Below are 21921 nucleotides of genomic sequence, written 5' to 3' on the forward strand. Positions count from 1 at the left end.
CTCCCAGTTTATCATGCAAAACACGTTGAACGGAAAGGCATGTGCCGCCCTGCATTCCATGCTAGGCAAAGTAAATTGCTCGCCTTGTTTTTTGCTGTGGGCTTGACATGACAGGAGCGACTCTGCTCCTCCACACTCCTGCTGATGTTGTCTCTGAATTGGATTGTCTGTTCTGTTACACGCTCTGGAATCCATTTTTTCGCTTGATTACCTGACAACCCTGTTCACCCGTTATGGTTACGGGGTGGTTGGCGTTGTTGTTATGCTGGAAAGCATGGGCCTGCCCCTGCCTGCGGAAAGTCTGCTTATTACCGGGGCGATCTTTTGCGCGACCACCCACAAGCTCCAGATCGAGGGCATTATTGTGGCCGGGGTTACGGGCGCGATCATGGGGGACAATCTGGGCTATCTGATTGGCCACCGTCTGGGCTTGGGTATTCTGCGCAAGCATGGCCCGCGTTTTGGCCTGACCCCGGAGCGACTGCTGCTGGGGCGGTATGTTTTTCTCAAACATGGTGGGCCGGTTATTTTCTTTGGCCGCTTTGTGGCCATCCTGCGGATGTTTGTTGCCATTCTGGCCGGAGCGAACCGTATGCCCTGGCATACGTTCTTGTTCTATAACGCGCTTGGTGGCCTGTTCTGGGCAGGTGGATACACAACATGCGCCTATCTGCTAGGCAGCGAGATTGCCAAACTCTCCGGCTGGCTGGCCGTGGGTTTTGGGGCTGCAACTTTGGTGGTTATTGGCGTTCTGTTCATGTTCATCAAGCACAATGAAAAACGTCTGACGGAGGAAGCCATGTTGGCAGCAGAACAGGACGAGCGGCTCAAAGACCCAATGCCATGATGGGCCGCACCCCTTGGCGGGTTAACAATACACAGCCGCACCTGCACGGGCGTGTTGCACTGGTAACCGGCGCCAATAGTGGGCTGGGGTTTGAGGCGGCACTGGGCCTTGCCCATCGGGGCGCAAAACTGATCCTGCCCATCCGCAACCCTGAAAAAGGGCAGAACGCCCTTACCCGCCTTCTGGCGGCGTGCCCCACGGCTGATGTAACCCTGCTCCCGCTCAATCTGGCATCCCTCCGCTCGGTTGCTGAATGCGCTCGGGCCATTGCCGCCATAACGGACCGGATTGATATCCAGATCAACAACGCCGGGGTCATGGCTCCCACACGGCGCATGGAAACGCAGGATGGATTCGAACTCCAGTTCGGTGTGAATCATCTGGGCCATTTTGCCCTGAGCGCTCACCTGCGCCCCCTGCTCGAAGCAGCCGCTGGTGGGGGTATTCTTGTAACCGTAGCCAGTCTGGCGGCGGGCAAAAACACCATCTGTTTCAATGACCTTCAGTCCCGCCACCGCTACAGCCCGTTTGGGGCTTACCAGCAGAGCAAGCTTGCCAACCTTTTATTCGCGCAGGAACTGGCCCGCAGGGCGGGGGAACAGGGCTGGAACATCCACTCCCGCGCTGCACACCCCGGATGGGCCGCCACATCCATTGTGGCCAATGGGCAGGCGTCCACCCTTCCCAGACCTCTGGGCCTGATCGAGCAGACGCTCGGTTCAGCCGTGTTGCGCGTTATGGGCCAGTCCGCCGCCAAAGGTGCGGAACCTCTGCTTTACGCGGCTCTGTCCCCCCATGCGCGGGATGGAGATTATTACGGCCCGCAAGGCGTGGGCGAGCGCCGTGGCCCACCCGGCCCGGCCATTGTGCCGCCCACCGCGCGCAAGGCCAGCCTTGCCGCCCGCCTTTGGGATATTTCGGAACGGTTGACCAACACGGCCTGGTAAAGGCCGCCCGACCTACCCGTGCGAGGAGCGGCGTGCACGGCTCTGCTGGCGCAGAACGCGTTCAATCCAGTCATTCAACTTACGGGTTGTGTCTTCTGCCTCTTCCCGGTCGGGGTAGATGGTGGGGAAGCGGAGCGCCAGCCAGCGCCATGCCACCAGCCGCTTGTGCCGTTTTTCGGCCCGTTCAAGCTCTTCACGCCCAGCCCGCTCGGCTGCGGGGAGCGGGCCTGTGCCCGGTGGCAGCACCCGGCGGCCCGCAGCATGGTCCGCAGCCCAGCCTACCAGACGCCTGATCCCGTTATCGCGGTCATCCACCGGGCACATGGCGTAAGACCAGCGGGTTGTCAGGTCCAGCCCCTCCACCCCTTCAAGGGCAGAGGCAATGGCAAAGGCCTGCTCCATATCCGACAGGCGATAATTAGGGTCATCCTTGCGCAGAACAGCCCTGTGAATGCGTGAGAGCACGCCATACAGGCTTTGCGAGCCTATTTCGGATGCAACAGCCTTCACAATATCCGCATCGGGCTGCACGTAGGGGCGCAGGTCTTCTGGCATTTCAGCGTCCGCATCCAACTGACGGCGCACAAAGCTTGGGCTGCCAGCCCCTGCCAGCACGGCCACAACGCCTGTCTCATGCTTGCCAAAGCGGCCAGCACGTCCGCCAATCTGCTTGACCTCCTGCACGGTCAGGTCTCGGGTCTGGCGGCCATCGTATTTTTTGAGCGCCGCGAATACCACCCGTTTGATGGACAGGTTAAGCCCCATGCCAATAGCGTCGGTCGCAACCAGAATATCGGCCTGACCGTTGTTGAAGCGCTGTGCCTCGGCCCGGCGCACTTCCGGGCTGAGAGCCCCGTACACCACGGCCACACGTTTGCCGTGCTGCATAAGGGCTGCGCGCAGGTCCAGCACCTCCCTGCGGGAAAACGCAATAAGCGCATCGCCCGAGCCAAGGTCGGCCAGCCTTACGGGCTGGCTGGCGGCCTTGAGGGGGCTTTTACGCTCAAGCGAGATTTCGTCCAGCGGATCACCACACAATTCGGCAATCCGGCGCACCATGGGAATACAGTCTGGCGCCCCCAGCACATACAGGTGCCGCGCTGGCGCGCCCATAATGGCTGCGGTCCATGCGGCACCCCGGTCCGTATCGAACAGCATCTGGGCTTCGTCGATCACGGCCACATCCACGGGGCTGTAGAAGGGGCACATTTCCACCGTTGCAGCCAGATGCCTGCTCCCCGGCACCTCAATCCGTTCCTCTCCGGTGGAGAGAGATGCCTCGACTCCGCGTGCGGCCAGTGCCTCACGGAATTCATGCGCCAGCAGGCGCAGGGGGGCGAGTGCAAGCCCGCTTTCGGCCTGCGCCAGTGCGTTGAGCGCTGTGTAGGACTTGCCGCTGTTGGTTGGCCCAGTCACCAGTGTGATCTGGCGGTTGAGCGCGCGCGCGGTGCGAAAATGGGCCGCATACTTGTCCAGTGCCGCCACGCGGGCAATTACGGCATTGGCGACCTTGCGCCCCATGTCCGGTGCGTGCTTGGCCTTGCCCGGCCCGGTTGCAGGGCCATGCTCTTCCCTGCGCCATTCGGACAGGTTGCCGCGCAGGGCCACAAGGGCGGCGGGGTCAAACTCCCACCGTTCCCGCCCACCGGGTTCTTGCACCTTACGGGCAACAGGCAGCCGATTCTCGGCAATCCAGCGCAGGGCCTCACGGTGCGAGCAATGGAGGAGTCGGGGCACCTCGTTAAACGGAACAAGGCTTCTCTCCCACGCCTTAAGCTGTTCTTCTTCCTGCTCGCGCCTGCTCTGGGCGGTTTTTTCAATCCGGCTGACGGTGCTCTGGCGCCGGGCCTCCTCCTTGCGCGCCGTCTCCAGGAACGGGTCGCCTTCGGGCAGGTCAAAGGCAATGGCCACGGCCATAAGCAGCAGGTCGGTCTGCGCGGGGGAGGGCACACGCCCGATATCCACCAGATCGGCCTGAATGGCAGCAAACGCGGCGGGGGGCGATGCCCCATACCCACGCAGGCGCGCCAGACTGACCGGAGCCAGAGCATGCTCCAGCGCGTGATCATCCGCACTCGGGTCGGTAATCCCTCCGACCGCCTCTTCTATTTCCTCCCGCGTGATCCAGATTCGGCCACTACGGCGCGTACGGTCCAGCAGGCGGGAAATCCATTTTTTACGCCGTATCTGGCACAGTGCGGCCCGGTAGACCTCGGCCGGAACCTCACGCGCACCGGGTTCAAGTGCGCGGGCAATGCGGCGCAGGACCTCGGTTTCTTCCTTGGGTTCGGGCTGTAGGCCCGTATGGGCCACGGCACGGGCAAGCGCTTCACGCGCGGGGGAGGCGGGGCTATCTGACGTCATGCCCTACTCTTGCGTCATCCCGCGCGGCGGAACAATGGGCCTTGCCCAATACTTCATGGAAAAATCAAACATTGCCCCCCAACATCGGGGGGGCTGGTGCGCAATATACGCTTGATATGGCCGCCACCTTGTGCCCATTGTGCCCGCCACTGGCGGTTTGTGGCTTCCAAGCGAGGCTGTTCCTGCCCTGCTGTGTGAAGCGGGAACACGTCTTGTGACGAATTTGCACTGGCGTCCCACGCGCCTGCCCCTTAAAACGCCGCCAAAGCACCAGGGTTGCCTTTTGCCTGTTGAAGCACTGTCCCCTTTGGGCAAAAGCGCGCCATCTATCTGATCTGCTATAAGCGGAGTACAAAGCGGTCCATGTCTGAAACCATTCTTGATAACGACGTTCTCCCCCGGATGTCTGCCTCTGAAGTGCCGAGCAGCCTGCTGCCGGTAGAAGGGCAGGACGGTGTGTGGCACCTTGCTCCCCCTACCAAGGAGTATGGGCACCTCTACCCGGCCAAGGTGCTGACTGTGCACCACTGGACCGACCGCCTGTTCACCTTCACCACCACGCGTGATCCCGGCCTGCGGTTTGAAAACGGCCAGTTCGCCATGATCGGGATTGAAGTGGACGGCAAGCCGCTGCTGCGTGCCTACTCCATTGCCTCCCCCAATTATGCGGACGAGATGGAGTTCCTCTCCATTGCCGTGCCCGATGGTCCGCTGACCTCGCGCCTGCGCCACGTTAAAGTGGGGGACACGGTTCTGATCGGGCGCAAGCCCACCGGCACACTGCTGCTGGACAACCTGCGCCCCGGCCGCAACCTGTACTTCCTGTCCACCGGCACGGGTCTGGCGCCATTCATGAGCCTGATCAAGGACCCGGAATGCTATGAGCGCTACGACCATGTGATCCTGAGCCACACCGTGCGCATTTCGGGCGAACTGGCTTATGCCAACCACATCCGCCACGAACTGCCCAAGCACGAGTTCCTTGGCGAGGACATTACCGGCAAGCTGCTCTACTACCCGGCCGTCACGCGTGAAGACTTTGCCGTGACCGACCGCATTACCAAGCTGATCGAGAGTGGTAAGATCTTTACGGATCTGAACATTCCCGCCCTCGACCCCGAGCATGACCGCGTAATGATCTGCGGCTCGCCCGAAATGCTGGCCGATACGGAAGCTCTGCTACAGGCCCGCGGGTTTGATGAAGGCAACATGTCCACCCCCGGCGCGTACGTGGTGGAAAAAGCCTTTGCCGAACGGTAAGGGTAGTCCCACCTTACTGTAAAAGACCCTCAGCACAGCACAAAGGAGCCCTGCCCCATGACGTATGACTTTGATCTTCTGGTCATTGGAGCAGGCTCCGGCGGTGTGCGCTGCGCCCGCATTGCCGCCAGCCATGGCGCGCGGGTTGGCGTGGTGGAAAGCCGCCACTGGGGCGGCACATGTGTCAATCTTGGCTGTGTGCCCAAAAAGCTTATGGTCATGGCCAGCGATTATGCCGACATGGTGGAGGACAGCCACGGTTTTGGCTGGTCCACAGCCCCCGGCACCCATAGCTGGCCAGACCTGATAGCTGCCAAGGACCGCGAAATTGCGCGCCTGAACGGCATCTATGTTTCCATGCTGGAAAAAGCGGGGATTTCCCTCTTTACCGGCCATGCCGAATTTGTGGATGGGCACACGCTGCGTATTACCCCATCCCCGCTTGCCCCCACGGAACAGCCACGGACGGTCACGGCCGAACGGATTGTTATTGCCACAGGCTCCACCCCCACCAAACTGAACATTCCCGGTGCCGATCTGGCCATTACCTCGGATCAGGCCTTTGCCCTGCCACAGCGCCCGCAACGCGTGGTCATGATCGGGAGCGGGTATATCGGTATCGAATTCGCCGGTATTTTTGCGGGTCTTGGTTCCAAGGTAGACCTTGTTTACCGCCGGGACCTGCCCCTGCGCGGTTTTGACCCGGACATGCGTACAGCACTGGCCGACGCCATAGACGCGCGCGGCATTACCCAGCACCGCCACACCAACCCCACCGGCATTACCCGCAATGGCCCCGAACTGGTGCTAACGCTGGATAACGAGCAGAGCCTGAGCGCTGACTGTATTTTCATGGCCACGGGCCGCCGCCCCAAAATTGATGCGCTAGGGCTTGGCAACACATCCATTGTGACCGCCGATAATGGCCGTATTCAGGTTGACACCAGCAGCGAGACCACACACCCCGGCATTTACGCCATTGGGGATGTAACCGACCGCATTAACCTGACCCCCGTAGCCATTGCGGAAGGCCATAATCTGGCAGACCGCCTGTTTGGCACGGCTGCACCACGCCAGTGGTGTTACGCCACCACCCCCAAGGCCGTCTTTTTCTCCCCTCCCCTCGCCACGGTCGGGCTGACGGAGGAGGAAGCCACGCAAAATGGTGCGGTGGATATTTATCTCACCCGCTTTAACCCCATGCGCTACACACTGGCAGGCCGCGTGCGCAGAACCGTGATGAAGCTGGTCGTGGACCAACAGAGCCAGAAGGTCGTGGGGGTGCATATTCTGGGTGATGAAGCCCCCGAGATGTTGCAGGCCGTCGCCATTGCCGTAACAGCAGGGCTGACCAAGACCGACTTTGACCGCACCATTGGCATTCACCCCACCTCGGCCGAGGAACTGGTGACCATGCGCACCCGCACACGCACCACCCCAAAAGCTGATAAGTAAGGACCAAAGCTCATGGCCGCACCCGCACAGAACGCCCCGCAAAAGACCCATGATCTCGCACTCAGGAACGGCTCCGTTGTTCTGCCTGACGGTACGGTGGAAACAACAGTCTATGTGCGCAATGGCCAGATCAGCGCCATTGGCGGCACAGCCGATGCGGCGCGGGTGATTGATTGCACCCGCCTGACCATCCTGCCCGGTGTGATCGACACGCAGGTCCATTTTCGTGAACCCGGCGCGGTCGAATACGAAGACCTTGAAACAGGCAGCCGCTCTGCCGTTCTGGGCGGGATAACCGGCGTTTTTGAAATGCCGAACACCAAGCCCACGACCTCCACGCCAGAAGCCGTGGCCGACAAACTGGCCCGGGCCAAGGGCCGCATGTGGTGCGACCACGCGTTTTATGTCGGGGCCACGTCCGATAACGCCGACCAGTGCGGGGAACTGGAAAAACTGCCCGGCACTGCGGGTATTAAAGTGTTCATGGGGTCTTCCACCGGCAATCTTCTGGTCTCGGACGATGCCATGCTTGAGCGCGTTCTGCGCTCGGGCCAGCGCCGGGTGGCCATTCATGCCGAGGACGAAGCCCGACTGATCGAACGCATGGGTGAACGCGTGGAAGGCGATCCCGCCTCCCACCCCGTCTGGCGGGATGATGAGACCGCATTGCGCGCCACCAAACGCGTTCTGCATCTGGCGCGCAAAACCGGGCGGCGTGTACATGTCCTGCACATTACAACCCCAGCGGAGTTGGAACTGATCGCCCAACACCGCGATATCGCCACCTGTGAACTAACCCCCCAGCACCTGACCCTTGCCGCCGAGGAAGCCTACCCACGTCTGGGGACCTTTGCCCAGATGAACCCGCCCATCCGCTCCGCCGCGCACCGCGATGGGCTGTGGCACTGGGTTACACAGGGCATGCCCGATGTGATCGGCTCCGACCATGCCCCCCATAGTCTGGCGAACAAGAGCAAACCTTACCCTGCATCCCCGTCCGGCATGCCGGGGGTGCAGACCCTGCTCCCCCTTATGCTCAACCATGTAGCCCACCACCGCCTGACCCTGCGCCGCCTTGTGGATCTGACATCCGCTGGCCCCCAGCGCCTGTTTGGTCTGGTCAGCAAGGGCCGTATTGCGGTCGGATATGATGCAGACTTGACCATTGTGGACCTGAAGGCCCGCTGGACCATCGAGCAGGACTGGCTGGCATCACGCTGCGGATGGTCCCCCTTTACGGGCGAAACATTGACCGGCAGGCCTATTGGCACCATTATTCGTGGACAACAGGTTATGTGGGAAGGAACACTGGCGGACAAAGCGATTGGCAAGCCTTTCCGCTTTGATGCAACCGACAAGTAAAGTGCAAAGCCGTCAGGTGCAACGACGGCTGGCCATACCAGTTATATCAAGGAAGCACAGCAGATAAGCGGCTCAAACGCCGCTTATCTGCCCCAATATTTCCCCTGCAAAAAACAAAACCTTACCCACACACTTACTGAGATAAGCGCAAAGCGGAGATCTGACCAGCAATGTTGGAAAAGGCCGTTTGCATATCTGAAGCATTGGGGGATTCGAAGTAATGGTTACTATCGGTTGCACACGCCTTCATGGTGTTGATTGCTGCCGTATCCACCGATGACCCCTGATGAGTATAGAGAATAACAAACAGGTCTATGCCCATCGCTTTCATGTTAGAGCAGACCTGCACCACAAGGTTATCCAGTATGGGTCGCACAGTATCCCGAAACCCATAATAATACCCGTTCACCGTGGCTAGTTTATTGTCCAGCAAACGCCCGAATGCCGTTTCGTCACTGTTCCACCATCCTCCCATGTTACTATAACTGTTCCACCATCCTCCCATGTTACTATAATAGTCAGGATAGCCACGGTAACAGGGGCACATCTGGTTCGTGCCATCGGTCATCAGCACCAGAATCTTCTTTGTGCTGGATTGTCCGTAATCATAAGGCATGTCCGGCAATGAGCTGGACCACAGGCCCTTCCACTTGGGGCTGATTGTAAACCAGCCCATCTGCAACGCATTCTGAATCAGTGTTCCACCACGCTGCAACATAGGCATAAGGCTGATTTCTTTTTCAACGGTCGCCTTTGTCGCAGTCTCAGGCAACAGTGCAAGCGGCGGACATCCTAGGTTGGGGCCGACCTCATTACTGGAAACCCCTGGTGGGCTAGACGCGGATAACGTAATTGGCGCTGTTTCCGTAATGCCTGGGCGGCCGGAAATACTCCAGTCATTATCCCCCTGAAGATAGCTACAACTGTTAAACCACGAACAAGAATAAGGTGTGTTCTGGTAAGTTGTGGGCCAGAAAAACGGCTTGAACAGGTAGTTAGATACGGGTGGATTCTCACTCATATCTGCCGTTCCATCATTCGCATAACGTGCGAACACACATCCACCCCAGCCATTTTTGCCATATCTTAGGGTGGAAATATTAGATGAGCTATCCAGCCAATCTGTATGCGAGTTACCAATATTCACCTCGCCACCAAACGGCACAACAGAAACCCATGTGGTTGTCGTTGTTGTACTATCCCCATACACTGTTTCAACCAGATTGGTTGCGCCCGTTCTAAGGGCTAAAATACCGTCCGAACCCAGTGAATTTGTATTATCCAGCACAAGAGCGACCTCAAGCCCGCCCCCTGCGGCAACAACCTGAGCCTGAGCCGTTACCGGGATCTGATTCCAGCCAAAAATTTTGGCAAATATCATAGGTACATTTGCTGTAGCTGAAATATTCAACGTAGACGCATTAACGACTGTAATATTGGGCCCGGGTGTTTGCGACCCAACAGGACCAACACCATTTACAACATGGCTGATTGCAAAATTCTGCCAGAAAACGAGCGTGGCATCTGCATCACGGGTGGAAGAGCGCACTTCCCGCCCAGCGGTGAGTGCTGCCGCGTCAATTGCTGTCTGCAACCTCACACGCGTAAGATAGGTGCGGGAAAAGTCGATACCCATGGCAACAGATGCAACCATGGCAAACATAGCTATACCAACGACCAGCCCCACAGCTCCCTTTCGATCCATCATGTGCATTCTTTCGATGTTGCCGTCGTATCAAGTTTACCAACACCAATACTGGTACCGTAAAAACGAGCAGGCAAAACAGACTGGCTACTAATTACTGGAGTATCCCGATTGGCTATAAGCCCCGCAGCAAACTGCCATAACGCAGGCCGGGCAAATGCTTCCACAACGATAAATGTTTGAGTCGCACTCATGGAGACACCAGATATCGCATATTGCGAAAGGGTTGCCGCCGTAACCCCACTATTAAAGACAGTAGAACCAACCCGTTTTTGCCAATAGATAGAAAGCTTATTACTGCTGTTCGGGCCTATCGCGGTAATGACAACAGCACCATTTGTCGGGCCAGTAATATCCAGAGGAGCGGCGATCTGCTGGGCATCGGCAAAAAAAACATTCAGGTCATAAGGATCAGAAATATGCTGACACTGGGCAATAATCTGGCCCACCTGAGTCGTCACCGAGTGGAGACGCATCCAGTTCCTGTATTCAAGAATCATATCTGCTGCGCCCAACAGCAGCAAAAGAACAACTGGAGCAACGAGCGCGAGTTCCAGCGCAACGGAACCCCTGTGATTAGCAGCTAATCGTGCCAGAAAACGGTTCATTTTTGACCAACGATGAAACAGTATGAATCATACTCCCAGAGTTCATAATCCACCTCCCAAAAAAGGTAAGGTATGGCTGAGTGTAAACAAATGTATAAATCATTGTATCTCCTCCAGCACCACCAAATCCAGTTCCGCCAGAAGAAACAGCCGTTGCATTATTTGCGGCCGATGTGATTTTCAGGTTTTCAGCCTTCAAAATCATCGGGGCTCTTAACCGGGTAAGAAAAACAATCGCTTGAGCCCGGCATGTTGGAGAGGCCTTCACATTGGGCACGATCGACTGCCCGGTTGAAGCAAAACGTATTGCCTCATCCACACCATTGCGCAGTGCGGCTTCCGTTTCCAGCTGCCAGCCAGCCTCTACTGTGCCAACCACTACCATAATCAAAAACAGAGACGTTAATGCAAATTCGATTGCAGCTGCGCCTCTACGGTCATTGCGCAACATAGGGACGCATCCTGAATTTGGAAAAGGATGCCATGACGATATTTGCTTGCGCTCTTGGCATATCCTGCATCAGCGTATTCCGAGCGTTATTTCTGTATCCAGCCAGATATTGCGCTAATGCAAAATTAGCCCGTACTCTGCTGGAAGTTGTATCCGGCGCAGCGGCAATGGGTTCTAGAATTTCCAGCGCCTGAACATACTGCCCACTTAAGACATAAGACAAACCCAAGTTGCTCTGGGCAGAAACTTTCATGGGATCTAGCCCCATGGCTTTCCGGTAAGCTACCTGCGCAGGGATATATTGGCCCTGCAGATCATAAGAAACGCCTAAATCAATCCATGCCTGCACATCACGCGGGTAACGCTTGACCATATCCAATAACAGAACCGTTGCCTGTGGTGGGTCGATCTTCAATTGAATTTTGGCCAGACCTTTGGTCGCCTCCAGATCATGCGGTTTATGCTTAAGAGCTTTCTCAAAGAAAATAGCCGCGGCTTGGTTTCGGCCCATACTGGCATTGACCTTACCCAATTCGGTCAAGGCTTTTGGGTCGTCCGGGTGCTCATTCAGATAATGCTTCAGCACCTCCAAGGCCGCCTGAGGAGCCCCATCTCGTAGTTCCGCATCTGCTTTGACAACTTCATCAGTCATCGCAGACTCCGTCCCGCAGCTGACAAGCAGCGGAAACACCAGAAGCAGCAAAACATTCATGTATCTGATACGGTACATATTTATTGTACTCTTTTCTTCCCGTGCATTAGTTATAAAACGTTTTAAGAACTTGTAGGAAGGCTGGTCCACCAGCGATAATAAACACAATTGGCAGAAAAAATATGATCATGGGTAATGTCAGCAATACCGGGAGTTGAGCTGCACGTGCTTCATATTCAATCATACGATTTTTACGAATTTCGACAGAAAGAGACCGCAAAGCAAGGGTAACTGACGACCCGACCTGAATTGTTTGGCTCAAGGAGTTGGCAATGCGGCGCATATCCGGCAAACCCGTGCGGCTAGCCATCAAATGAAAAACTTCTCGCCGATCAGTGATCATATTCATCTCCTGCGCCGTCAATTGAAATTCAAAAGCCGTGCTGGGATTCACCCCCTTCATTTCAAACGCAACGCGATTAATGGCCGCTTCAATAGCCAATCCCGCATCTGCACAAATTACCAGCATGTCCAGAGCATCGGGTAGCCCTTTCTCTACCTCCTTAAGGTAACTCTTTCTCCACTGCTTAATCAGGATATCCGGCAATAATAGTCCCAAAATTGCACCGACAACAGGTGCAATAATGTGCAACATAGGTTTAGAAAAAAAATCATAGGAAAAAAACCAAGCGACAAAACCGCCAATTGGTAGAAAAATAAGCTTACATCCAATAAAAATTTCCAGATAATGACTTCCTATATAGGAGTTGGCACGCAGACTTTCCGTAAATGCCAGAATACTTTTTTGATCGATAATCCCACTTTTTAAAACAATTTTACCTATATTTTGGAATATTCCCGAGAATCTTCCCCTTGCCTGTTCTTCAACAAAATTAGGGTCGAGTTCACCCACACTCGCTAGCATAGTTCGGAGACGCTTGGCGCGCAGATCTTCATGCCGTGTTTTAGTTACAAGAATGACTACAGAGGCTACGAAAACCCCCAGCAAGCCGAAAAATATTATTATTCTGTAATAATACCCCATCACAGATCAAGAACTCTGCTAATGATAATCCTCATAACTGCCATACCCAACACAAACAAAAGTATAGCGACTGCCAGTAGATAGTGACCAGACTGTGTTAAAAATAGCTGATTAATATAATCCGGATTAACAACTTCCAACAAAACAGCAATAAAAAAGGGCAATGCAGCCAGCACATAAGAACTCATTTTAGCTTCGCTGGAAAGAGCCAGGCCACGCTTATAAATGGCAATCTGCTGCTTAATTGTATCTGCCAGGGATGACAGCACATCTGCCAGTGCGCCCCCGGTAGAAGACTGAATACTGATTACCGTTGCCAAAAAACGATACTCTTGAAGGTCAACCCGATCCGCCACAGCCTGCAGAACATCGCCTAGACTGCGCCCCACAGCGACTTCGTCCGCAATGACCTTAAACTCCCGGCATGTCGGTTCGTCACTTTCTTCACTGACCACAATCATGCAGCGCGAAAGCGGCACACCAACCCGTAATGAGCGGACCATCATACCGATTGCATCAGGAAATTGTGAATATAATTTTTTTTTGTATCTATTGCGCAAAAAATTACAAATAAATCGTATGGTAGCAACCCATATGAAAAAGTTGATAATAACACACCATATTCCGATAACATTATATAGATAATAAAGTGTTATCGTAGGAAGTATGGAAGACAGCAAATATATTTTGAGGAGACCAACGTCACTGTGCGCACAATGCTGCGGATTATACTTTGATGCCCAAATCAAGAACTTTCTGATAAAACCGGATTCAACTATATATACGGCCCATTCCAACGGCGTACGCTGACGCGGTTGAACGTTATGCAAAAGATAAAAATTTATTTCTTTATAGATACGCTTATTGCGATGATCTTTAGCTAAACTGGATTGATAAAGAACATATGCGAGGACGTTAATCCCCCCAAAAAATAAAACAGCAATAACCAGAAGCAGACTGGTCATAAAGATACACTTTCAAAAGCCGTGTTCCAAACACCATCCATCTGGTTATAAATAAGTTTTTCATAAAAGCTCGGCCGAATGCGAGAGACCTCATAGCTTGTCAGCAGCTTACCTTCGGTATCTTCACCATCAAACTGCATCCGGAAAATGTCGTTCAAAACAACAACATCACCTTCAACACCGGATACATCTGTGACCTGAGTAATGCGGCGACCACCATCCCTGTGGCGTCCAACCTGAATAATCATATCCACCGCACCAACAATCTGGTTACGAATAGCAGAAATAGGCAAACCGAAATTGCCCATCTGCACCATACTTTCAATACGAGTCACGCCATCGCGCGTTGTATTCGCATGAACCGTGGACATACTGCCATCATGGCCAGTATTCATGGCCTGAAGCATATCAAACGCTTCCGGACCACGGACCTCCCCGATAATGATACGGTCAGGACGCATACGCAGAGCATTCCGCACAAGATCACGCTGCGTAACTTCACCCTTGCCTTCCAACGAGACCGGGCGCGTTTCCATACGCACAACATGCGGCTGCTGGAGTTGAAGCTCTGCTGCATCTTCAACAGTAATTACACGCTCGCCAAAATCGATAAAATGCGAGAGTGCATTCAGCAGCGTGGTCTTACCAGAACCTGTGCCTCCAGAAATCACAATATTCAAACGAATACGGGCTGCAATTTCCAAAATTTTGGCAACAGCAGGCGTGCAGCTTCCATTATTGACTAATTGCTGAAAACTGATTTTATGACGAGAGAATTTACGAATGGACAGGTAAGGTCCATCCAGTGCCAGAGGTGGAAAAACAATATTGACACGCGACCCGTCTTTAAGGCGCGCATCGACCATCGGGCTTGATTCATCCACACGTCGCCCAACATCTGAAGCAATACGCTGACAAACAGAGGCCAGATGCCGGGCATCTCGAAAGCGAATATTAGATGGGAGTGTTTTACCGCTCCGTTCAACAAAAATACTATTTGGCCCGTTGACCATAATATCAGCAATACTATCATCATCAAGCAGTGGCTGAATAGGACCCAAGCCCTTCATGTCATGGACAAGTTCGGTCGCAATACGGCGCTGCTCACGCAGATTGAGTTGGATTCGCTGCTCTGTAGCTACCTGATCAACTACCTGCTCTACCTGTTCAAGCAGATCTTCAGCCGATAGCGATAAAACTATTGTAGGATCAAGCCGGTTTAAGCAAAGCGGGCGCAAAATAAGTGATTGATCAGACAGAACCGGACTATCTGTCTCTTCGACAGGATCCGTGCTTGGCGGAGCCGCTGTTCCTGCGTCAGTTACACTGAACTCGTCCTGCACACTTTGCATGCGGCGCAGACGATCAACTATTTCATTTTGCTTGCTAGAGCTCATTTTTTAAGCCGTGCTCCCAAAGCTTTTATTTTATCTTTAAGTTGAGCAAAAAATCCTCCCTTGGACAGCGAGGAACTCAACGTAACGGCAAGTGCGCCATGTGCCAGTTGTTCAATGATCTGACGATACGCTTTGTTTTTTGTAATAACCAATTTACCGTCGATTTCAGCATTCCCACAGTCTGCTGGCAGGTAAGGCATGAGTATATCAGGTTCTGTACCAAGACTTTGTGTGATTTCAGTCAACGACAAAGATCCTGGACGCCCTACGTTGTTAACAACAATAAACGGCTTGCTGACTGGAGAAGCGCGAGGAAGACTGGCGATGACTCTCAAGGCATCACGTACGGAGACAATGGTAGGATCCATTATCAATATATACTGTTGCGCTTGCCCCAGAACACGCATGTACACGTCATCATCCGACCACTTCACTTCTGTCAGGACAAAACGAAACCGGGGGCGTACAAGTTCCATCAACCGGGTAACAGCATTACTCCCAATTTTGGGCAGCGTGTTCAAATCCCCCATACTAGACAAAACCTGCAAACGTTCCCCAACCGCCTGCATACTGCGTTCAAGCAACAGTTCATCCATGCGATCTGGCATTTCCAGCGCAGACCGAAAACCGCCATTTGTTGCAATATCGAGCAAGGTTGCCATTTTGCCTGCACGCAGATCAAAATCAATCAGCAACGAATACCTACGCGCTTCTTCTGCCAGAAAATAAGCCAGATTAGTGGTGAGAGTCGTCGCCCCCACACCATCACGTACCCCTATGCAGGCTATTAGGCTGGCCCCTTCCATCAAACGGTGCGTGTCGCGTCCATGGAGAATGATCGGACCAAAAATGCGCAAAATCAGGTTACGGCTGAACGGACGGTACAAGTATTCGGCTGCCCCGAACACATGAGTCACGCTGCGGTAAAAATCCGCATCTGTCCGATCGCCCAACACCATGACGGTCACATCAGGCGGCAATAGCTCCGTAACCGTACGCAAGACACCTAATGCGTCACTTTCCCCACCAAGATCAATGATCAGGTAAGATGGAAATTCATGCTTGCTCAGATAGGAGATTGCAAACACCCCTGACCCGCGCAAAACCTGCACAGTGCCAGACCGGAGTTCTTTCAGACATTCAGTTAACTGCGCTTCTGTATCTGCATCCTGCACAAAAGCAAGGACACTTCCCTGCTTTACATTATCGGCATCAGCAGGCTGCTGTTGGAGCTGTTCTGGGGTAAGAGCCACGTTTTACTGCCCTCCGCCACCGCTGCTACTGCTTGTGGCTGGGCCACCTCCGGAAGACCCTTGGTCCTCCCCGTTCATACTCAACTCAGCCAAACCACTTCGACCGAGGCTTTTGACACGATCCTCCCGCCAGCGTTCAACTGCGGTCACGGCTGTCTGTCCATCAGATGGAGGAAGCGGACGACCACTTTGCAGGTCTCTTTTATTTTCCACCTGGGCAGCCATGTTGGCGTCATAAACTCCCAGATTCCGCCAGTGATAAGACTGGTCCAACGGCTCCATAACCGAACAATCCGTTAAACCCATCAAACTGATGAACATAATGCCCGATACAATTCTGTATGACATAAGGAGTTACTCCACCATAAACCCAGCGTCGCCGGTCTCCAGACGCTGCCAAGGACGTCTACGAGATACGTCAGTACCGCTCTGACGCATCATAAAAACACGCTCTAAATCATTAGGCGGAGTCCACCCTTCATCTGGTGTATGCAATTGTTTTTCACTACTAACGGGCTTGACAAGATACGGCGTGGCAATAATGACCAATTCACTCTCATCTTTCTGGAAGCTAGATGATTTGAACAATGCTCCCAGAACTGGAATATCACCCAGCCAAGGCAGACCCTGGCCTGTAATTTTTGTGCTGTCAGACATAAGGCCGGCCAGAACAAAACTCTGCCCGCTTGCCATTTCCACAGTTGTATCGGCACGTCTCACAGTAATGGCCGGAATTTGAACAGAGGAATTCCCGGCTGACTACGTAACGGCCCCATTGGAAGATAGCGCGCTTACCTCTGGTCTTACATGCAGACTGATACGGCCATCCCCCAAAACTGTAGGAACAAACGCCAAAGAAATACCGTACTGCTTAAAGCTAACATTGGTCGTGTTGTTGTAGCTGGAGACAGGAACAGGATATTCCCCCCCGACCACAAAATTAGCGGGCTGACCACTAATCGTGGTCAGGTTTGGTTCGGCCAGACTATGGACCAGACCATCCCTTGCCAGCATATCCACCACAGTTTCCAATGTTACCGATTGGCTACCGGCTTTAAACCGCGAGAGAAACCCGATACTGCTCTGGGTTGTTGCCAATGTTTCCAATGGGCTTGACGTCGCGAGCCCGATGACCGCCGATGTACCCAATGCATTGACGTTTTGCCACTCCACCCCAAGCTCACGCACCAATGAGCGATCCATCTCGACAATACGGATCTTGAGGTTAACCTGAATGGAACCATGTATTTTAGAGTAATCGGACACAAAACCGTCTTTACCAACCAACCCTCGCGCGCGGTCGGTAAAACGCCAAGCTTTTTCGGGATTATCAGAATCCCCATCAATATTCATCCCGTCAGGCGTGGCGGTTGCCCGTAGCATCGGCACAATTCCACCAGAAGAGTGATCCAACGTATTAACAGGATACGTGGATGGCTCAACACGCACTGTATAGCGGTCAATGGCCTTCCCGTTCGCGTCCGTGGCCACAATATTTGTGCGCCCGGCTGCCAAGCCGAACACAAATACGCTGTGTGGACTGGCCGGACGAATTTCTGCAACTTTAGGGTCAGCCGAGAACACATTTTCCGCTGCTCCAGAGAGTTCAATAAGCTTACCATTCCCGACTTCAACCGTCAGAGCAGAAGGAGAGCGTGATTGAGCCGCGCGGTGCTTTGCTGCAACCGGTATATGATGTCTTTTTGGATATATCTTGGATTTTCGCGCTGATGCATCCATTGGAGGACACGCACCAAACAACACAATACCACTTAGCATAACCCGTAGGACTTTTTTAAAAGTGGACATCTTGAGCGCCTGAAATTCCATTATAGACATGCATAACTGCTACGCCGCCCTTCGATTGCTGACTATCAAACGCCGAGACAGAGTATTCCCAGACCGGAGGCGTGGCAAGATCATCATGCGGGCCGCCAAGCGATTGAACTGCCAGCACTATTTGGCCCAGCTGCTGGGCTGTACCCAGAACAGCTGATTGCTCCGGGGTGACTTCCAGCGTCACTGTTCGCACATCTACACCGACCTGTTCGGTGACATTTTTACCCCCCCGAGGAGATAAAGAACCACCCACAGCGACAACGCGGATACCTGAAAGCACAATTTTGGATACAAGATGCGAAACATTACCGCCCGCACCTTCGCCTACCCGTTCAGTCATCACCACATCGACTCTGTCGCCAGGCTCGACAAGGCCAGACACACCAGAAGCCAGATTCACACCAATGCTCAGCGCACGCATTCCAGGCTTAAGAACGGCTGATAGGAAACCATGATCGCCAACTCGGAGGAGTGATTGCTCAACTATTCCACCGCCTGCAGGCACGTCCATACGGAGCAACGCTCCTTCAAGAGCCTGCCGGTTCGCAGGGGTATCCTCCAGACTACCCGGAGGCACATAATCATCAGGGATAGAAGAGGTAACTAAGTCTGACTCACGAAGAAAATCACCAGCATGCATAGCACTCCGGACCGTGAGCAATTTTTTTGTATGAACAACAACTTCCTGATGCACGGCCTTTTGCGGCACTGGCGCGGGAGACATAATAACTTTCCCGAGCACAAAAAGACCAATCAACCCGATCACACCAATGAATAACATCGCAATACGCGTGACCATTCTTACCGCCTACCACTCACCCCGCAGGGTCGTCATAATGAAGCCAATCGCAATAGCCACAGCATATGGCAGGGGCATACCCCGCCTAATCCGCCAAGCTTCCACGCGCAGAACGCGATTTTTTGTGGTCCTCTTTGATATAATTGGCAATCGGTTCCGACCAAAGAGATACAGCATGGCCAGAACACCACCGGCCAAACCAATATTCAAAAGAAAAACAAGCTGCTCATACGGCATAAAAAACAATGAGGTTGCGGCAATCAGTTTAACATCTCCGCCGCCAATACCCCCGACACTCCACAGACCAAAAAGCAGAAGATAAATCAGAGCACTAAAGGCCAGGGAAAAGCAATGGATTGCCGCACCATTCAAAAATGCAAGCGCAAGAAGACCCAGACTGACCCAGTCTGGTATCTCCCGCACTCGCACATCAACCCACATTGCATAACAAAGGAGGGCATAGGCCGCCATGATAACAAACCATGCACCCATTATAAGCCCCGCACCTCGCCAACCACGGAGCTGCTCGTGCCCCCAAACCTAAACGGCGTTAATAAGCACAGAAGCACGAGCAATCTTTACGAGCCGGAAGAAATCTGGCCGGCGACCGAATTAAACACGGCACTCAAGTTTGTCCCAACCAGACGGACACCTGCAATAATCGCCACAGCGATAAGGGAAGCAATCAGACCATATTCGATTGCCGTTACACCGCGCCTGTCTTTGATGGCAAAGAAACGAGCAACGATGGCTGCATATTCATTTACGCGCAACATACATACTCTCCTTAACTAATAAACCTTATAGGGAATCCGCCTCATGGTCGGATAACACGCCTGAGCGCCCTATAAAGCATTTCTTTGTTCATATTAATTGCTTTAAATCAAAAAATCAAAAAAACTTTTACAAGGAATACACTCCATGTTGTAATCTTTTCTGAATTCTCTTAATTTGCTAGCATGCCGCGCCATATTAGAAAAGACAACATATAAATGTCAAAAAAAATAATATTTTTCATATGTAATGAAATAAAATTTATGAATTTTTTTAATAAAGATCGATGCGATGCTTATTTGAGAATTTATATTTTTGTTTTTTTTGCTGTTTTTTCTATTGCATGCCTAACAGATAGTGCAAAATTTCTTGCAGATTTTAAACTTGGAGGAGATTTTATTCTATTTTGGGCCGCATCTTCTCAAATACTTCATGGTCATTTTTCTGATATTTACAATACAGCCGCTCATGAGGCGGCCATGCAAAGCGGACAATTTTTAAACCATCCATATAAATTACCCTTTCTTTATCCCCCACCTATGCTGTTGTTTATTTGGCCAATTGCCTTTTTTACATATTCATTATCTTATGCACTCTGGGCGTTAAGTGCGCCGATTATAACCGCTAAAACCTTGAATCTTTTATGCAAAAACTGGTCCATTGCAACTTTTGCTTTTTTCTCACCTCAATTTGCCGTCTCCCTTTCAACTGGGCAAAATGGTCTTCTAATTGCTCTTATTCTCACGCTAGGTATATTCTATCTTAAAGAAAAACCTTTTCTCTCGGGTCTTATACTTGGGTTACTCGTGATTAAACCGCATGTCGTCTTTCTGGTACCTCTTAGTTTAATTTTTTCGCGGCAATGGCGAATTGTCGCTGGCATTGCTACATCCGCTTCGTTCATGATCATTCTTTCCTACTGCATATTCGGCCTTGAAACATGGAAGCGTTTTTTCGAATATTCTCACACTATGCAGAGCAACATTTTGCACGATGTATTTTTGTGCCAGATTTTCATCACAATATTTGGTTTTCTAAGCGTTCATGGCCTTCCCTTTATTGCAGCTTTCTGGATACAGATCACATTTTCCCTCGTCGTCATTGCTTGCGTTCTGTACAACACAGTAAAAAGCAAAAATATTTATAATAATGTTATTCTGTGTCTGGCGGCTTCTCCTTTATGCACGCCATATCTCTTACATTATGACCTGACATATATGCTGATACCCGCAATATGGGTTATTAATACAGCTTTTCGGACAGGCTTTTTCTCTTGGGAAAAACCCTTCCTGATTGTTTTGTATTTTTCACCCCTTTATACACTTGCCCTGACTTGGCGTTTTCATTTTCCTGCCGAACCTCTTGTTGCAACCATTTTCCTCGCTCTGATTTTGCGTCGCTACCATTACCTTGAAAACCACACAAAAAATGCATAAAAAATGATAAATTCTGCAATATTAGAGTATATAGAAAAAACAATAATCACACTTCCATATGTGTATTTTATACACAATAACTACTCATCAATATTTATCAGCCTTAACCCGATATCAATATTGTATTTACTGGAGATGGTCATGGATCTTTTTTTTACGTTGTTAAGGTCTCCGGGAAACATGAGCCATAATACAACGGACTGGATACTAGCTATTTTAGGAACATATGCAGCCCAGATTGTTTCCACTCATGGCAGTGATACACATTTTGCCTCTGTTACTTTTTGCTTTATTCTGTCTTTTATCGGCATTTTTGTCAGCCTCTCCGCCAAAATCTGCCTAGGAAGAAGTTTTGCGATTGTTGCCGCCATACGGATTGTAAAAACTTATGGCCCGTACCGTATCATCCGACATCCGATGTATGCTGGCTATATGTTAACCAGCATCGGTTTTCTGCTGTATAATTTTAGCCTTTGGAATATTTGTGCCATTTCCTGCGCATGGTCGGTTCAGATATTACGTATTCGGGCTGAAGAAAAAATTCTTTCCACAGATCCTCAATGGCTGCTTTGGTCAAAACAGGTACGCTGGAAGTTGCTTCCTTTTTTGTACTGATACCAAAATCCGTTGCACACCTTAATCCAATCTAGAAAAAATTGTTAAAAACCCACATATTTTAAACGTTCTTCGCTTTTATTTTCAATAAATTATATATATTTATGGATTTTATAATTTATAAAAAATATTATGACGCAATGAATA

At 52.0% G+C, this 21921-nt stretch carries 20 protein-coding genes and 1 pseudogene; 7 read left to right on the forward strand and 14 right to left on the reverse strand.

Going from position 1 to position 21921, the window contains the following annotated elements:
• Positions 1–262: 262 nt before the first annotated feature.
• Together GOB86_RS03225 and GOB86_RS03230 are read left to right on the forward strand one after the other, a co-directional pair.
• Entirely contained in the window at positions 263–847 is a 585-nt protein-coding gene (locus tag GOB86_RS03225) for a DedA family protein (RefSeq protein WP_165990990.1), read from the forward strand.
• Positions 844–1794, forward strand: coding sequence for an SDR family oxidoreductase (locus tag GOB86_RS03230; RefSeq protein ID WP_165990938.1), 951 nt, complete (start codon positions 844–846; stop codon positions 1792–1794). Before GOB86_RS03225 ends, GOB86_RS03230 begins: the two co-directional genes overlap by 4 nt.
• Positions 1795–1806: 12 nt before the next feature.
• Here the strand turns inward: GOB86_RS03230 and GOB86_RS03235 are convergent, their stop codons facing one another.
• Positions 1807–4158, reverse strand: coding sequence for a helicase-related protein (locus tag GOB86_RS03235; protein ID WP_165990939.1), 2352 nt, complete (start codon positions 4156–4158; stop codon positions 1807–1809).
• A 363-nt stretch (positions 4159–4521) separates the two neighbouring features.
• On the opposite strand from GOB86_RS03235, the gene GOB86_RS03240 reads away from it, so the two are divergent.
• Genes GOB86_RS03240 through GOB86_RS03250 form a run of 3 tightly spaced genes read left to right on the forward strand, consistent with a single transcriptional unit; the run spans position 4522 to position 8235 of the window.
• On the forward strand, positions 4522–5418 hold the full coding sequence (locus tag GOB86_RS03240) for a ferredoxin--NADP reductase (RefSeq protein ID WP_165990940.1): 897 nt from the start codon (positions 4522–4524) through the stop codon (positions 5416–5418).
• Between the two features lie 57 nt (positions 5419–5475).
• Positions 5476–6873, forward strand: a complete 1398-nt coding sequence (gene gorA / locus GOB86_RS03245; RefSeq protein WP_165990941.1) for a glutathione-disulfide reductase — start codon at positions 5476–5478, stop codon at positions 6871–6873.
• 12 nt (positions 6874–6885) lie between these two features.
• On the forward strand, positions 6886–8235 hold the full coding sequence (locus GOB86_RS03250) for a dihydroorotase (RefSeq protein WP_165990942.1): 1350 nt from the start codon (positions 6886–6888) through the stop codon (positions 8233–8235).
• A 133-nt stretch (positions 8236–8368) separates the two neighbouring features.
• Here the strand turns inward: GOB86_RS03250 and GOB86_RS03255 are convergent, their stop codons facing one another.
• The 13 genes and pseudogenes from GOB86_RS03255 to GOB86_RS03315 all read right to left on the reverse strand — a co-directional run bounded on the left by GOB86_RS03255 (position 8369) and on the right by GOB86_RS03315 (position 19725).
• Positions 8369–9943, reverse strand: coding sequence for a TadE/TadG family type IV pilus assembly protein (locus tag GOB86_RS03255; protein ID WP_165990943.1), 1575 nt, complete (start codon positions 9941–9943; stop codon positions 8369–8371).
• Entirely contained in the window at positions 9940–10548 is a 609-nt protein-coding gene (locus tag GOB86_RS03260) for a TadE/TadG family type IV pilus assembly protein (protein WP_165990944.1), read from the reverse strand. The genes GOB86_RS03255 and GOB86_RS03260 overlap by 4 nt, the downstream gene beginning before the upstream one ends.
• On the reverse strand, positions 10517–10999 hold the full coding sequence (locus tag GOB86_RS03265; RefSeq protein ID WP_165990945.1) for a TadE/TadG family type IV pilus assembly protein: 483 nt from the start codon (positions 10997–10999) through the stop codon (positions 10517–10519). The genes GOB86_RS03260 and GOB86_RS03265 overlap by 32 nt, the downstream gene beginning before the upstream one ends.
• A complete protein-coding gene (locus tag GOB86_RS03270) occupies positions 10986–11651 on the reverse strand; it encodes a tetratricopeptide repeat protein (protein WP_165990946.1) in 666 nt (221 codons plus the stop codon). The genes GOB86_RS03265 and GOB86_RS03270 overlap by 14 nt, the downstream gene beginning before the upstream one ends.
• Before the next feature lie 106 nt (positions 11652–11757).
• Positions 11758–12564 carry a type II secretion system F family protein gene (locus tag GOB86_RS16500; RefSeq protein ID WP_165990947.1) on the reverse strand — a complete coding sequence of 269 codons (807 nt, stop codon included), beginning with the start codon at positions 12562–12564 and terminating at the stop codon, positions 11758–11760.
• Between the two features lie 131 nt (positions 12565–12695).
• Positions 12696–13661 (reverse strand): type II secretion system F family protein, encoded by a 966-nt coding sequence (locus GOB86_RS03280; RefSeq protein WP_165990948.1) that lies wholly within the window; start codon positions 13659–13661, stop codon positions 12696–12698.
• Complete coding sequence (locus tag GOB86_RS03285) at positions 13658–15058, reverse strand: CpaF family protein (RefSeq protein WP_165990949.1); 1401 nt, start codon at positions 15056–15058, stop codon at positions 13658–13660. The genes GOB86_RS03280 and GOB86_RS03285 overlap by 4 nt, the downstream gene beginning before the upstream one ends.
• Positions 15055–16311: an AAA family ATPase gene (locus GOB86_RS03290; protein ID WP_165990950.1), complete on the reverse strand. Its 1257-nt coding sequence runs from the start codon at positions 16309–16311 to the stop codon at positions 15055–15057. Before GOB86_RS03290 ends, GOB86_RS03285 begins: the two co-directional genes overlap by 4 nt.
• A gap of 3 nt (positions 16312–16314) precedes the next feature.
• Positions 16315–16659, reverse strand: coding sequence for a hypothetical protein (locus tag GOB86_RS03295; RefSeq protein ID WP_165990951.1), 345 nt, complete (start codon positions 16657–16659; stop codon positions 16315–16317).
• A gap of 6 nt (positions 16660–16665) precedes the next feature.
• A pseudogene (locus tag GOB86_RS03300) lies at positions 16666–18150 on the reverse strand (type II and III secretion system protein family protein).
• Entirely contained in the window at positions 18107–18949 is an 843-nt protein-coding gene (cpaB, locus tag GOB86_RS03305) for a Flp pilus assembly protein CpaB (protein WP_165990952.1), read from the reverse strand. Before cpaB ends, GOB86_RS03300 begins: the two are co-directional and overlap by 44 nt.
• Positions 18950–18958: 9 nt before the next feature.
• A complete protein-coding gene (locus GOB86_RS03310) occupies positions 18959–19441 on the reverse strand; it encodes an A24 family peptidase (RefSeq protein ID WP_165990953.1) in 483 nt (160 codons plus the stop codon).
• 86 nt (positions 19442–19527) lie between these two features.
• Positions 19528–19725: a Flp family type IVb pilin gene (locus GOB86_RS03315; RefSeq protein WP_165990954.1), complete on the reverse strand. Its 198-nt coding sequence runs from the start codon at positions 19723–19725 to the stop codon at positions 19528–19530.
• Between the two features lie 261 nt (positions 19726–19986).
• On the opposite strand from GOB86_RS03315, the gene GOB86_RS03320 reads away from it, so the two are divergent.
• Both GOB86_RS03320 and GOB86_RS03325 read left to right on the forward strand, forming a co-directional pair.
• Complete coding sequence (locus tag GOB86_RS03320; RefSeq protein ID WP_165990955.1) at positions 19987–21159, forward strand: glycosyltransferase family 87 protein; 1173 nt, start codon at positions 19987–19989, stop codon at positions 21157–21159.
• A 141-nt stretch (positions 21160–21300) separates the two neighbouring features.
• Complete coding sequence (locus GOB86_RS03325; RefSeq protein ID WP_165990956.1) at positions 21301–21774, forward strand: methyltransferase family protein; 474 nt, start codon at positions 21301–21303, stop codon at positions 21772–21774.
• Positions 21775–21921: the final 147 nt, after the last annotated feature.

The organism is Acetobacter lambici (genome assembly GCF_011516885.1).
Taxonomy (GTDB): domain Bacteria; phylum Pseudomonadota; class Alphaproteobacteria; order Acetobacterales; family Acetobacteraceae; genus Acetobacter; species Acetobacter lambici.

Bases quoted from the DNA above. Each gene is read 5' to 3' on its own strand.
- GOB86_RS03225 (WP_165990990.1), top strand. From the start codon at position 263: ATGCTGGAAAGCATGGGCCTGCCCCTGCCTGCGGAAAGTCTGCTTATT.
- GOB86_RS03230 (WP_165990938.1), top strand. From the start codon at position 844: ATGATGGGCCGCACCCCTTGGCGGGTTAACAATACACAGCCGCACCTG.
- GOB86_RS03235 (WP_165990939.1), bottom strand. From the start codon at position 4,158: ATGACGTCAGATAGCCCCGCCTCCCCCGCGCGTGAAGCGCTTGCCCGT.
- GOB86_RS03240 (WP_165990940.1), top strand. From the start codon at position 4,522: ATGTCTGAAACCATTCTTGATAACGACGTTCTCCCCCGGATGTCTGCC.
- gorA (WP_165990941.1), top strand. From the start codon at position 5,476: ATGACGTATGACTTTGATCTTCTGGTCATTGGAGCAGGCTCCGGCGGT.
- GOB86_RS03250 (WP_165990942.1), top strand. From the start codon at position 6,886: ATGGCCGCACCCGCACAGAACGCCCCGCAAAAGACCCATGATCTCGCA.
- GOB86_RS03255 (WP_165990943.1), bottom strand. From the start codon at position 9,943: ATGATGGATCGAAAGGGAGCTGTGGGGCTGGTCGTTGGTATAGCTATG.
- GOB86_RS03260 (WP_165990944.1), bottom strand. From the start codon at position 10,548: ATGAACCGTTTTCTGGCACGATTAGCTGCTAATCACAGGGGTTCCGTT.
- GOB86_RS03265 (WP_165990945.1), bottom strand. From the start codon at position 10,999: ATGTTGCGCAATGACCGTAGAGGCGCAGCTGCAATCGAATTTGCATTA.
- GOB86_RS03270 (WP_165990946.1), bottom strand. From the start codon at position 11,651: ATGACTGATGAAGTTGTCAAAGCAGATGCGGAACTACGAGATGGGGCT.
- GOB86_RS03280 (WP_165990948.1), bottom strand. From the start codon at position 13,661: ATGACCAGTCTGCTTCTGGTTATTGCTGTTTTATTTTTTGGGGGGATT.
- GOB86_RS03285 (WP_165990949.1), bottom strand. From the start codon at position 15,058: ATGAGCTCTAGCAAGCAAAATGAAATAGTTGATCGTCTGCGCCGCATG.
- GOB86_RS03295 (WP_165990951.1), bottom strand. From the start codon at position 16,659: ATGTCATACAGAATTGTATCGGGCATTATGTTCATCAGTTTGATGGGT.
- cpaB (WP_165990952.1), bottom strand. From the start codon at position 18,949: ATGGTCACGCGTATTGCGATGTTATTCATTGGTGTGATCGGGTTGATT.
- GOB86_RS03310 (WP_165990953.1), bottom strand. From the start codon at position 19,441: ATGGGTGCATGGTTTGTTATCATGGCGGCCTATGCCCTCCTTTGTTAT.
- GOB86_RS03315 (WP_165990954.1), bottom strand. From the start codon at position 19,725: ATGTTGCGCGTAAATGAATATGCAGCCATCGTTGCTCGTTTCTTTGCC.
- GOB86_RS03320 (WP_165990955.1), top strand. From the start codon at position 19,987: ATGAATTTTTTTAATAAAGATCGATGCGATGCTTATTTGAGAATTTAT.
- GOB86_RS03325 (WP_165990956.1), top strand. From the start codon at position 21,301: ATGGATCTTTTTTTTACGTTGTTAAGGTCTCCGGGAAACATGAGCCAT.